General features: G+C 65.8%; 17 protein-coding genes. All 17 read right to left on the reverse strand.

Translation table 11 applies throughout. The annotated features are described in order from the left end of the window. Positions 1–37: 37 nt before the first annotated feature. The 17 genes from ACFPMG_RS24435 to ACFPMG_RS24515 all read right to left on the reverse strand — a co-directional run bounded on the left by ACFPMG_RS24435 (position 38) and on the right by ACFPMG_RS24515 (position 11885). Positions 38–322, reverse strand: coding sequence for a hypothetical protein (locus tag ACFPMG_RS24435; RefSeq protein ID WP_376997840.1), 285 nt, complete (start codon positions 320–322; stop codon positions 38–40). Then, a complete protein-coding gene (locus ACFPMG_RS24440) occupies positions 319–1647 on the reverse strand; it encodes a DNA methyltransferase (protein WP_376997841.1) in 1329 nt (442 codons plus the stop codon). Before ACFPMG_RS24440 ends, ACFPMG_RS24435 begins: the two co-directional genes overlap by 4 nt. Further along, positions 1644–1853, reverse strand: coding sequence for a hypothetical protein (locus ACFPMG_RS24445; protein ID WP_376997843.1), 210 nt, complete (start codon positions 1851–1853; stop codon positions 1644–1646). The genes ACFPMG_RS24440 and ACFPMG_RS24445 overlap by 4 nt, the downstream gene beginning before the upstream one ends. Continuing rightward, positions 1850–2308, reverse strand: coding sequence for a hypothetical protein (locus tag ACFPMG_RS24450; RefSeq protein ID WP_376997844.1), 459 nt, complete (start codon positions 2306–2308; stop codon positions 1850–1852). Before ACFPMG_RS24450 ends, ACFPMG_RS24445 begins: the two co-directional genes overlap by 4 nt. Then, positions 2274–3434, reverse strand: a complete 1161-nt coding sequence (locus ACFPMG_RS24455) for a hypothetical protein (RefSeq protein ID WP_376997845.1) — start codon at positions 3432–3434, stop codon at positions 2274–2276. The genes ACFPMG_RS24450 and ACFPMG_RS24455 overlap by 35 nt, the downstream gene beginning before the upstream one ends. An 11-nt stretch (positions 3435–3445) precedes the next feature. Then, the gene (locus ACFPMG_RS24460; RefSeq protein WP_376997846.1) at positions 3446–4897 is read right to left on the reverse strand and encodes a replicative DNA helicase; all 1452 of its coding nucleotides are present in this window, start codon (positions 4895–4897) and stop codon (positions 3446–3448) included. After that, entirely contained in the window at positions 4894–5136 is a 243-nt protein-coding gene (locus tag ACFPMG_RS24465) for a hypothetical protein (RefSeq protein WP_376997847.1), read from the reverse strand. Before ACFPMG_RS24465 ends, ACFPMG_RS24460 begins: the two co-directional genes overlap by 4 nt. A gap of 5 nt (positions 5137–5141) precedes the next feature. Next, entirely contained in the window at positions 5142–5351 is a 210-nt protein-coding gene (locus ACFPMG_RS24470; RefSeq protein ID WP_137107678.1) for a hypothetical protein, read from the reverse strand. Beyond that, positions 5348–5734 (reverse strand): hypothetical protein, encoded by a 387-nt coding sequence (locus tag ACFPMG_RS24475; RefSeq protein WP_376997848.1) that lies wholly within the window; start codon positions 5732–5734, stop codon positions 5348–5350. The genes ACFPMG_RS24470 and ACFPMG_RS24475 overlap by 4 nt, the downstream gene beginning before the upstream one ends. Continuing rightward, positions 5734–7194 (reverse strand): hypothetical protein, encoded by a 1461-nt coding sequence (locus ACFPMG_RS24480; protein WP_376997849.1) that lies wholly within the window; start codon positions 7192–7194, stop codon positions 5734–5736. The genes ACFPMG_RS24475 and ACFPMG_RS24480 overlap by 1 nt, the downstream gene beginning before the upstream one ends. A 108-nt stretch (positions 7195–7302) precedes the next feature. Continuing rightward, positions 7303–7707 (reverse strand): hypothetical protein, encoded by a 405-nt coding sequence (locus tag ACFPMG_RS24485; RefSeq protein ID WP_376997850.1) that lies wholly within the window; start codon positions 7705–7707, stop codon positions 7303–7305. After that, positions 7704–8414 carry an MT-A70 family methyltransferase gene (locus ACFPMG_RS24490; RefSeq protein WP_376997851.1) on the reverse strand — a complete coding sequence of 237 codons (711 nt, stop codon included), beginning with the start codon at positions 8412–8414 and terminating at the stop codon, positions 7704–7706. The genes ACFPMG_RS24485 and ACFPMG_RS24490 overlap by 4 nt, the downstream gene beginning before the upstream one ends. Further along, on the reverse strand, positions 8411–8623 hold the full coding sequence (locus tag ACFPMG_RS24495) for a hypothetical protein (RefSeq protein WP_137107682.1): 213 nt from the start codon (positions 8621–8623) through the stop codon (positions 8411–8413). The genes ACFPMG_RS24490 and ACFPMG_RS24495 overlap by 4 nt, the downstream gene beginning before the upstream one ends. A 2-nt stretch (positions 8624–8625) precedes the next feature. After that, the gene (locus ACFPMG_RS24500) at positions 8626–8847 is read right to left on the reverse strand and encodes a hypothetical protein (protein WP_376997852.1); all 222 of its coding nucleotides are present in this window, start codon (positions 8845–8847) and stop codon (positions 8626–8628) included. Between the two features lie 247 nt (positions 8848–9094). After that, on the reverse strand, positions 9095–10246 hold the full coding sequence (locus ACFPMG_RS24505; protein ID WP_376997854.1) for a phosphoadenosine phosphosulfate reductase domain-containing protein: 1152 nt from the start codon (positions 10244–10246) through the stop codon (positions 9095–9097). Then, positions 10243–11322, reverse strand: coding sequence for a hypothetical protein (locus ACFPMG_RS24510; RefSeq protein WP_376997856.1), 1080 nt, complete (start codon positions 11320–11322; stop codon positions 10243–10245). Before ACFPMG_RS24510 ends, ACFPMG_RS24505 begins: the two co-directional genes overlap by 4 nt. Next, positions 11322–11885 carry a hypothetical protein gene (locus tag ACFPMG_RS24515; RefSeq protein WP_376997858.1) on the reverse strand — a complete coding sequence of 188 codons (564 nt, stop codon included), beginning with the start codon at positions 11883–11885 and terminating at the stop codon, positions 11322–11324. The genes ACFPMG_RS24510 and ACFPMG_RS24515 overlap by 1 nt, the downstream gene beginning before the upstream one ends. Positions 11886–11890 lie beyond the last annotated feature (5 nt).

Consider the following 11890-nt stretch of genomic DNA (forward strand, 5'->3'; position numbering starts at 1 on the left):
AGCGCAAAGCCTAATGCGTCAGGCTTTGCGCTCGCCCTTAAACAGTGGGCGCAGTACGTGCTTCGCGCCGCCACCGGACGAGATTGCGGGTGTGAATGGCGAGCATCAGGATCTCGACGTGGATCATCCCCCACATGCCGTCGTGGATGACGAGCGTGGTCCACAGCAGGGTCGAGACCAGCCCGATCACCGGGCCGGCCAGCACCTTCGAGCCCATGAGCCAATGGGTGAGCACGGAGAAGGTGCTGGCGAGGAACTGAAGGACGTAGGAGACGGTGAGCGTCACGATGAAGACGTGCCCGGCTATGATGATCTCGATCATGGGGTCACCCCCGGCGGCAGCGGCTTCATGCTGAAGCCCGGAAGATTGTCGAAACGGAAGGCGGAGCCCTGGACGGAGCGCAGCATCACCTCGGACGAGATCCAGTGCCGCCCCAGCTCTTGCGCCACCATGCCGGTGACGTTGCTCCCCGCCATGGGATCGTAGACCGTCTCGCCCGGTGCCGTGCAGGTCAGGATGATCGAGCGCGGCACCTCCGCCGGGAAGCGGGCGCTGTGCCGGGGCAGGCCGGCGGCCCGGCAGCGGCGGCTGTAGGCGTCCATGCCCGGCGCGCCGGCCGCGACGATCAGGTTGCCGGGCAGCGCGCCGGCACCCTTCGGTTCGAACGCCTCTTCACGGATGTCGTAATCGGAGGGGCGTTTCTGCGTCCTGCCCTGCTGCTTCCGCTGCCACCAGCGGTGGGTGTCCGGGCTGAACGGCACCGGTGGAAGCCGCGTGATGTCCCAGGACGGATTCGCGGCCTTGGATAGCAGCACGACGTGCTCGACCTGCCGCTTCGGCCGGACCTTCGCCTTGGAGGTCCACTGGATGTTGCCGATCCTGGTCGGGCTAAACCACGGCATCCGCCCGGCCAGATGGAGACCGCATTCATCGATGGCGCTCAGCACGTAGCGCTCGACGTAGGGCGACAGCGCTGGGGAGCCCGGCACATGGACGTCGCCCAGGTTCAGGGCCAGCGTCCCGGTGTCGGTCAGCAGATCGCGCCACAGGGCCGTCAGTCGCCGCATCCAGTCCAACCACTGCGGGACATCCATGCGACCGTAATCGCGCGCCACCACCGGGTATGGCGGGCTGGTCAGGATCAGGTCCACCGATTCCGGCTCGATCACGGAGGCCGCATCTTCGGCATGCGTCCACAGCGCGACGCCGAGGTCCGTCGAGTAGATCAGCAGCGTGACGCCGCGCCGGGCGCGCAGCAGCTTCGTATGGCCGGGATCGGCCAACTCCCAGATGCCGCGAGTGCCGTCGGCGATTAAGCCCTCCATCACGGCGGTCTGCCGGGCCCAGCGGACCTGCTGGTCGAAAACCCGGTAGCTCTGCCCATCGCCACAGGTCCGGCGCTCCTGGCGGAGACCGTCCGGAACACCGAGGCGCGTGGCGAGCTGCTGGTAGAGGTCGCGGGGCCGCGCCTTGCCGCCGGCCTCCTCCAGCGCTTCCAGAAGCGGGAGTTGCAGCATGCCCTGGAGCGATGCCTTGCTGGTCCGCTTCCGGGCTTCGGCTTCGGTGGCCTCTCCGCGATGGACCCGGCGAGCGCGGGCCTTCAGCGCGGCGGCGCTCGGGGTGGTGGCCTTTTGATCCTCGCTCATCGACCCTTCCCCCCGCTGCCGGTTGCCGCCCCGTATTCCCGATCCGCGATCCGGTTCACGAATTCCCGTTCCAGGTCGTCCTTCAGCATGTCGGGAAAAATGACGATGACGCCGGTCTCCGTCCTGCCCCGCTTGGCCGCTTCACGGGCACCGACGCGGGTGGTGTGCAGCCTGCCCAGCGGGCACTTCGGTGGTTTCGGGCTCATGTCCGGCCCCCCGGTAACTCCCGCTCGTAACGGTCCACCAGCTTGCGGAGCAGCTTCAGGTTCAGCGCCGGCTCCTCGACGCGCCAGCGGCACGCCGCGATGATGTCGCCCGGCATGGGCTTCTGCCGGCCGGGCCGGGACAACCACTCGTCCACCGCCGCCTCGATGGCCCATTTCGGGAATGGGGAGAGCAGACGGACCCAATCCTCCAGCGCGGCGACCTGCAATTCGAACGGCACATCCGGGACGTAGTAATGGGACAGCAGCGCGGCACAGCGGCCATTGACCCATGGGCCGTCTGCCGGGCGCAGATGGATTTCCAGGGCCGGGATGTCCGAAGCGAGGATTTCTCGATACTGTTCGCGGCTCACCAGCGGCGGCGCCCAGTTCAGGTCTTCATGGCGCCCGCCGAACTCGCCGTCAATCAGCGAATTCTTTTTTCCGGAGGCGAGCATCGACAGCAGCCGCGGCGTCAAACAGGGCGCTATGTGCTGATGTCCGACCGGCACTTTGGTAACTGCGTTCCGCTGCATTTCTTGATCTTCCTTCAAAATTCGCTTCCCTGATCGACCGGGCTTCTGCAATCGCGTCTTCGACTGCGCCATTCAGGAACCTCAGGGTATCGGGAGGTGACCGTTTGTTTTTCTTCGCCTTGTTGATCTTGTCCACGAACACGTCGCGGCAGAGGAGTTCATCCGCCCCAAGCTCGATCCAGCGCACCGCAAAGGTTCGGTCGGTCGTCGCTGGGTTGGCGCGGGCCAGTTCGGGGCCGTAGACCTCGACCCGGATTTCATCGAACGCCCGGATGATCCGCCGCCAGAGCGGCACCTCGGGCTTGGCTGGGACTGGCGCTCCGGCTGCGGCAACCCGCTCTAAAGCCACCGGAGCCGCATCAGCGCCGGGGGCGTCCGTGGTGACCGCAACCGGGGTGAGGTCGAGCACGACGTCGCAATGCACAGCGCCGTTCGCGCGCGTCTCAGCGCTTTCCCTAAGTTCTTTCTTCGGGTTATTCCCTTCTTTCTTATTTGGTTGGTTCTCTTCGCTTTGGTGGGTTGCCGGCGCTGGGCGGCCCTGGATCACCTGTGGTTGGCTTGTTTCCGCTGATTCCATAAAATCTGTTTCGTAACAGTAGTTTGCGTGGTTGCTTTGGTGGTTGTTCCGGTGGTCTGATTCCTGGGTTTCAAGCGGTTGGTGTGGTGGGTTTCTGGTGGGTTTTTCGTCGGTGATGTCCGGGCGTGCGGTTCCCTCACCGTCACCCTGGTACTGGTCATAGTTGACGATGGTGATGATGGTGCCGGCGGGCGACTTCCGGCAGACGATCATATTCTCCTGCTCCATGGCGGCCAGAAGGCGGCGCACGACAGTCCGATCCACACAGAACCCTTCGGAGATGAAGCGTTCGCTGGTGACGAGTTGTCCGCGTTCGAGCTGCACCAACCTGTCCGCAAAGCGCACCCTGACGGACCGCCACGCGGCTGTATCTGTCATCCACGCCCAGATGGCGGCGTCACGCAGATTGCGGAAAACGGGATGCGACCAACGGCGCCGATACGATTTCGCGAAGCCCTCATCGATCACCATGATGTTGATCCTCAGGCTTGGTGATCGTGGGCGAGGTCACTGAACTTGCTGGACGGCCCGTCAAAGCGCAGACGGGCCGTTGCGATCGCGCCCATGCGCTGCTTCGCGATGATGGCTTCGCCGATGTTGTAGACCTCGCCCAAGCGCTGCTGCCACTGCTGGTGCCGGTTGTTGAATTTATCGTCTGACTCATCTGGTCGACGGTTCGGTTCCGCCCGTTCCAGGTAGTATTGCTCCCGGTAGCAGAAGATCACGACGTCGGCATCCTGCTCGATGGAGCCGGAGTCCCGGAGGTCGGCCAGCATCGGGCGCTTGTCCTCCCGCTGCTCGACCTGCCTGGAGAGCTGGGACAGTGCGACCACCGGGACCCCGAGTTCCCGGGCCAGCTTCTTCAGCCCTCGGGTGATCTGGGTGATTTCCTGGACGCGGTTGTCGGTGCGGCCGCTGCCGGCGCTCATGAGCTGGATGTAGTCGACGCCGATCACCCCGACCTTGTGCTTCCGGACGAGTCGTCGGGCGCGGCTGACCAGGACCGGCAAGCTGTCCGCCGTCGTGTCGATGAAAAGCGGGATGTCGGAATCCACCCCGGTCATTTTCACGAATTCATCGTCGGAAATTTGGCCCTGCCGTTGTCGCGGTGTCGCGATCCCGGTTTCCTCGGCGAAGAAGTTCGCCGCCAACTGCTCCGCCGACATTTCGAGCGAGAAGACACCGACCGCGGCGGAGTTGGGAAGACCGGCCTTCCAGCGCTTGGCGCTGCTGACGGCGATGTTCTTGAGGAGGGTGGTCTTCCCCATGCTGGGGCGACCAGCGATGATGATGAGGTCGGTGGGCTGGAGCCCGCCGGTCAGACGGTCGAGGTCGATCAGGCCCGTCGAGACCCCGGACAAACCGCCGCCGGTACGCCGAGCAGCATCGGCCCGGTTCAAGGCTTCCTCGGCTGCATCGCGCATGCTGGTGAACGTCGCCTGTGACGCCGGTGCGATGTCGAGGATGCGATCCAGGTCGCCGGCGAACTCCGCAATGGCCTCCTCCGGTGACCGGCCGCTGCCGACGTCGTAGGCGTCATCCAGCATCGACAGCGCCACCTCGATCTGCTGCCGGCGGAGGAACAGTTCATGGATGATGCGGCCGTAATCGGCGCTGTTCACCACCGTGACGACATTGGCCACCAGGCGGGCGAGGTAGGCAGCTCCACCCCCATCCCCGGCCAGATCGGCATCGCTGGCGAAACGATCACGGAGGGTCACCGGATCGGCTTTGCGGCCGGCCTCGACCTCTTCGGAGATCGCCGCGAAAATCCTCTGGTGCGCCGGATCGTAGAAATGCTCAGGCCGAAGGAACTCGCTGACCTTCTCATAGGCCCTGTTGTTGATGAGGATGGCGCCGAGCAGCGCCTGTTCCGCCTCCTCGTTGTGGGGCGGGGTCCGCTCGATGTGACCGGGGTTGCCGATGTGGTTCATTTCTGTGGTTCCCCGAAAAACGTGTTCAGACGGTCGTTGATGACGCGCTGCGCATCGGTGATCTGTTCCGTCGTCCACCCCAGGGCGGCACGGTAGGCGCGCTCCGCCTCCAGGAGGTCGTCGCGCGTCTTGCGGCAGGGGCTGGCGTCATGCGCCCGCACCGCGGCGGAGCGCATCTCCAGGAGGCATTCCGCTTCGGTCATGCCCTCCGTGACGACGATCAGGTGCGGTGCGGCCATGATGCTCATCGCGTTCCTGCCTTTTCCGCCAGACGGGCACCGGCAGCCACCGCCACGGCGTCGTGCTCCAGGCTCTGCGCAAGCTGCCGGGTAAGCAGAACGGTACGCACCGAGTAGGCGCGATCTTTCCCACGTCGCTCGGCTTGGACTTCCATGGCATGGGCTTCCGCCCGAAGGGCGTTTTCCCGCCCTGGGATGGCTGCGGCAGTGGTCATTCGATCAGGTCCCGGCTGGAAGCCGCCGCGCTTGCCCGCTGATAGGACCGCTGCAGGTGATGGCGGCAGTAGGGATGCCGCGCGCCCGGCACCGTGCTTTCCTGGCAGTAGCTCCAATCGCTGGACCGGACATCGCCGTCGATCCAACGGCATCCCCTTGGCTCCTTCGGGCCACGGTCGCCCGGCTCCGGGCCGGGATCGACAGGTTCCGGCGCAGCTTCCCGGATGATGCCGAAGTTGCGGCACGCCTCGGCGACAGCGGCCTCGGGGAGTTCAAGAAGTTCGGCAATGGCGGTGACCGACATGCCGAGTTCGACATGCAGTTCCAGGAAGAGGTCTTCCGGGTCGGTGGGCCAGTTGACGAGGGGAGCCGGGGCGCCCATCACCGCCCTCCGGAAATCTGGCGCACTCGTGCGGCCTTCGCGGTGATCTCCGCCGCCGTCGCGGGCCGGTCATTGAGCCGGAAGGGATGGGCCTTGTTGCTGGGGACGCGGAACACAGGGACCTTCTTGTCGCGCAGGTATTCGAAATCCGCATCGACATCGGTTGCAGCAGCGACGGGCTTCCGCGCGCCCACCACCTCCTGGAGTTCCAGTTCGGCTTCGGAGAGCTGCCGCCCCTTGCTCGGCGTCAACGGGACGCGGCGCGGGGAAGCAGCCGGAGCGACGGTTTTCGGCGGCGGGGCTGCGGGGGATTCAACGGAAGGCGCGTTGCTCTCGACGGCCGCTTCGACCGCGTTCACCGGCTGCGGGGCCGCCGTGGTCGCCTTGTCGGCCACCATCGTGAAGACGCGCTGCCAGCCTCGAACGACCTCGTTGCGCCGCTCTCCTTCGGCGCTGACGTAGCAGACGGAAACCCGTCCACGCGACTTCATCATGGAGAGGGTGGCGGAGACCGAGTTCGGGTTCGAATTGATGTGCGTCGCCAGCGCCTGATTGTCGGGGCACGCTTTGCCTTCACGGGCGAGCTGTAGAAGGTGATCGTAAAGCCGATCCTCCAGCGAGGGGGGAACGTAGACCTTTTCCGAAGCCGGAGGCGGAGGCGTGATGCAGCGCTCCACCCCCTGCAAGCCCGCGTCATCAACGGAGATGTGCGCGGCCGCCGGGCCTTCCGGTTCCACCGCCTCATCGGGAACCAGGGTGGCGTCCTCCGGGGCTTGGTCACCATCGGCTTCGACCGGCTGCGGCTGGTCGGGTTGAATTATCGTGTCATCCGGGGTCGGCGACGTCGCCTCAACTACGGTCTGGGCAGGAGCCTGAACAACGCCCCCGTCCTGCGGATGGCTGAAAATGCTGGGGATATGCGCCGGCTCAACGAGCATGGGCTCAATGCCCGAGGGTGAGACAAGAGGTGGATTCCATTCCCGCTGATTGACGGCTGCCGCCACTTCCATGCTGGTCAGGTATTCCGGGCGGATGAACGAGTCCGGCAACTCGATGATCAGGACGCCGTTCTCAACCTCGATCTGCTTCGGGCCTTGCGTCGGGCACTTCTCGGTCACGCAGGCCGGTGGAAGGGAGGACGCGAAATGCAGGGCCGCATTCTCGGCCTTATCGTTCTTCACACCGACCTGATATTCCTTCGTCGCGGCTCCGAAGAGTTTCCGCCCGGCATCCGGATCGCACAGCGCGATGAACTGGCCGTCGACGTAGATCGCGGCTTTCTGACCGGAAGCCGTGATTCCGATTTGCTTTCCAAGCTCGCGGGAAAAGGTGATGTCGAGACGCGCCGCCGAGACATGGCGGCCGGCACGGGCCGGCTGGATGGCGACGCGGACCAGCGGGAGGGTGGACGGCTTGTTGATGACGAGCGGCTTCAGATTGAGTCGAGAAAGCAGGCTCATGGGGATCATCCCTTCTACGGGGTTTCGTTCAGCCGGCGCCGGGTGATCGGCAGGCTCGGCAAGGTGGGTTGGGCATCGCGCAGGGCTTGGGCGCGTTCATTCTTGGCTTTAGCGACGGCACGCGGAGCCGGCGCGCAGCGTCAGGAAGTCGGTCAGCAGCAGGGCGTCGGTCCAGCGAACCGCGGCCCGGTAGATCAGCGTCGCGGGCGCGGCCGGCGGCGCCGCCTCGAAGGCGACACCCGCCGCCCAGGCGGTGACACCAGAGGCGGCGCGCTGCAGGTTCACGGGCTGCGAGGCGAACGGCTCTGCAACCGCGGCCTCCAGCGTCGGAAGCAATCCAGCGAAGAAGCTCCTGCGGACCTTGGCCGCGCGCGGGTCCGTCGCGATGGTCTTGGTGGCGGCAAACAGCATCACGGCCGGCAGCGCCATCTCGATGACGGGCCGATGTCCCGCGTTTCGCGCGACCCATATCCGGTTCGCCGCGGCCACCCTGATCGAGGAGCAGGCCGTCATGCCGCTTCTCCATAGAAGAAATCCACCTGATTGCCCCAGGCATCCCAGCCGGGTCGGCGCTGCCGTGCGAAAATCTCGACCTTCGGAACGCCGGGGAACATGCGCTCCAGAGCCTCGTGCATCTCAGGCGGTTTGCGGGAATGTTCCCTCAGCAGCCCGATGAGGGCGTCCAGTTCCAGTTCGGCATCCATCTCAACCTCGGTGAGGATGCCGTTGCGCTCCCGATGGCTGCGGACCTTCGGCGCACCGATCGAGCCGGTCAGGAACGGCTCGCAGCAGCCACGGAAGCCGTAACCGGTGCCCATGGCGGTCTTGCCGGTCTTGGTCACCTTGAACCAAGCGCCGCCGCTTTTCGGTTCGAAGCCCCAGCGTCGGATGGTGTCGCTCGCCCAGCCCGGCGCGATGAAGTTCCAGAGGGTCCACATCACGACGAAGCAGTTCGGTGCGGCAAGCTGCCCGACCGGCAGCGCCTGGATGTCCTTCAGCGGCATGCAGTCGTACTTGCCCTGCGGCGCCTTCTTGGTCCCGGTTTCCTCCGAATACATCTGCTGCAACCAAGGTGGGTCGATCAGGATGAGGCCATAGCCGCGCGGCTTCAGCTCCTCGCCCCAAAACCAGCCGGGCACCGACGCCAGCGGTTCACGCGCAGCCGGGGCCGAGATGGGCGGCAGGTCGAGCAGCAGGGAGGGGCCAGTGAAGAGGCTCACAGTCCCAGCCCCCGTCGATGCTTGCGCTGCTCCTTGACCACCACGTCGATGGCGTCCAGCCGGGCGTCCAGCGCAGCCTCGCAGTTCACGCGGGCACGGCGGAGGGCTTCAGCATCGCCGCCCAGCGCCGCGGCGCGGTACAACTCGATATGCGCGTTGAGGGATGCGGTGGTCGCCAGTTCGGCATCGATGGCGGTTCCCAGGCTCATGGTCAGTGCCTCCGCTCGGTGTTGAGGAAAAAGTCCGCCCACACTTGGCCGGCGGCCAGCCACCAAGCGGCCAAGCCGGGATCTGGCGTGAAGGCGGCGACCGTCGCGAAGGTGCGGCGCGTGGCGTCGGCCAGCCGCGCGGCGTGATCTGCGGGGACGACATGGCGCCGGTAGCAGACCGGGCGTTCCAGGCGATGTCCGTTGACGGCGACGAGCTGCAGCATGGTCGTCCTCCCTCGAATCGTTGTCGGTGGTGTCGGTGTCGAGACCGGACAGCGCTCCCTGGCGCGGGTCGGTCGGGTTCTTCGGAACCTGCATGCGGGCGAGCTTCGCCTTCACGGCCCCTGCGCTTCGCCCGACGGCGTGCGCGGTGACGGCTTCGAGCTTGCCAGCGCGGTGGTCCTTCTCGGCGCGGCGCTTCTCGCCGGGGGTCCACCTGGGCCTGGGGGTGTAGCGGCGGCAGGGCATCGCTCACCTCACCAGCAGCGGCTGAATTAGGCCGTCGCGGTAGACTTGGTCGAGCGGCACATCACCAACGGGCTCGTCGCCGTCCCAGCCCTGCGGCCACGTTGCGGCAGCGATCAGTTCGCGGATGCGGCCCTCTTCTTCTGGATTGATGAAGTCGATCCGTGGGCGGCCAAGCCGGTCGGCGGCCTCGTTGCACCGTCGCTGTATGTCCAGCACCCGCTCCAGACCCATCTGTCGGGCTTCGAGTGTCAGCGGTCCGAGACGTTGCTTGTTCTTCCCGCCGGTCGCATTGCCTTCGCTGTCAATGCCCGGCTTGCGCAGGCGGTGCTTTGCCTTCTTCAGCTCGCGGTACAGAGGCTTCAGTTCGCGCAACGGCGCGAGGTAAGCCCACTTTGGCGACTTGAGAACCGTCTCCAGCGCAAGGTCGCGGCTGGCGAGAGCGCAGCCGGTGCAGCCGGTCCGAGCGTTGATCTCCTCCGCCTCGTCACCCCCATAAGCGTCCGCGACGTCGGCGGTTGCCCAGCCCAGCGCCGGGGCCTCGAACATGAGCCAATCCCAGACTTGGCAGACGCGCCAATGCAGGATGGGCGCGAGGGTGGCGATGCGGCCGCGCATGCCAGGGACCTCAGGCAGCACCTCTTGATACCACCCCTGCCCGCACTCGGCGCCGTCCTTGCCGCAGCTCATCTTGATCCGGGCGTCGCGAACCGCGCTTTCACCTTCACGAACGCCAGTGATCATCAGGACGGTGCCGGGCACCTCGGCCAGCAGATCCTCCAACACCGCCTGCATCGGCTCCACCTTGATCTGGCGGGTGCACCAGCGGAATGAATTCGACGGCGGCGGCACGCCACGCCCGAGCATGTAGACCATCATGCGCAGGTCCATAGGCGCCAGGGCCGTTCGGACGGTCACGCCGCGGGCTTCGAGCTGTCGCGTGATCTGCTGGCCCGCGATGGCCAGCGGCGGCAACTCCATCCTCGTGTCCGCACCGAGAACCGTCAGCGTTGTCGTGCTGTCCTTCCCCCATGACCAGCCGATGGCCCAGTGATCATGCTGTGGACCATAGGCGCACAGGCTCTGAGCCGTCAGTTCGATGGCCTCAGGAAGCGTCGTGCGCATGTCGTCCCAGAGGGTTGCTTGGGCGCGGGTCATGCTGCGACTCCTTGGTTTGGGGCGCCATGCGAACCGTCAGCGGGCGCGGCAAAGCCCAGCAGCCCGGCGGCTATGGCCGCACCGAGGAAGTACCGGACCGTCGCCTCCCGGTTGGCGACCGCCTTGGCAATCACCGGCACCTGATCGACCATGGCGCCCAGGTCGGCGTCGGCGTGCTCCGCCGGTAGCGCGGCGCCACGCTCCAGGTCGAGAAGCGCGCGACAATGGGTTGGAGAAGCGGTGATGAGCTGCTGTTGAAGTGCGAGGTAGGTGACTGGCGTGAGGATGGTCTGCTGCGGCGCCACCACCTTCGGCTCCCAGCCGGGCCGGACGCGCGGTCCCCACTTAGGGGCGTCGGCCAGCACCTTGGCGAACACGTCGGGATGCTGCTTCTGAAAATCGGGCAGCGCATAGTCGGCGGCAAACGCCGGCATGCCGATGGCGTCCGTCTCCGATCCGGAAACCGGCTTCAGCCAGTGCGCCCCCCAGACAATCCACCTCCGGATATCGAGATTCAGCGCCTTGAAATCGGCGCGGGTGACGTAGCCGGTCAGTTCCAGAAGCGCGGCGACCTTCAGCGCCTTGACCTTCCAGTCGGTGAGCTGGATCGGAGCCGGGGCACCGGCCGTCACGTCCGGGACGTATTCCGGAAGGGGGCAGCGCTTCAGAGGCCCAGCTTCAAACCAGTGCTCACCCCACCAGACCCGTCCAGTCTTTGTCGGCAGTTCAGGTGAGAACCTCTCCCTGACGTAATAATGGGTCTTGGGGGAGATCGTGATGACGGTGATGCCGCAGAACTCCGCGACGGTGGACAGCGCTCCATCCGCGCCCGCCGGAACCAACACCGCGCGGCAATCGGGGCCGCACCGGTCGTGATACTGCTCGACGGCTTGCGCCAGCACATGCCCGTTCAATCGGAGCTTCGCCTGGATGCCGACCTGGAAACCGTCGGCATTCCGAACCAGCAAGATGTCCCAGCCCGCCGTCTCGGCATAGGAAGTCCAATCCGGCCCGACCAGCGCGAGGAAGGCGGCGCACATCTCCGCTTCCGTGGCGAAGGGCTTCTCCGACGCCATCACAGCGTCTCCCCGTGCTTGAGCACGCGGACACCGCATTCGAGGACCGCGGAACCATCCACCTCGTTGTGGTCTGCCCAGACAGCACCATTGCCCCATGCGCGCGCCAGGAACGCCCTAAGCATTTCCTGTTCGTCGGCGCGGCCATTGCCTGCGAACTGCTTCTTGACGGTCGCATTGTGGAAAGAGACGTACGTCAGCCCCATATCGGCGCAGCGCAGTTTGGTAACGGTCTCCTTGCCTACAAGGCGCCGGATAGCTTCGATGCCTTCACCACGTCGTGAGTTGCCTCCCTTCCCAGTGACGATGGCCGCTTCGACCGCAACGGCCTTCGGCTTAAACCACTCCAGCATCTCGTAGAGCCAGTTGTCGTAGGCGAGGAAATAGCGACCATGTTCCATGCCGCTGGGGCCGATGACGTGCGATCCGCTGTGGATCTTCGGACGGGGCGGTGTCCGCCCGATCAGGAACGGACCGGGCGGCCAGACGTCGATGGCAGGGCGGTCAGCGACCGCCCATCCCATCGTCCGCCCAAGGTCGAGGCCAAGAATGCCGCCGGCCATTTCCC

This window comes from Azospirillum himalayense, from assembly GCF_042657465.1.
In the GTDB taxonomy this organism is placed as follows: Bacteria; Pseudomonadota; Alphaproteobacteria; order Azospirillales; family Azospirillaceae; genus Azospirillum; species Azospirillum himalayense.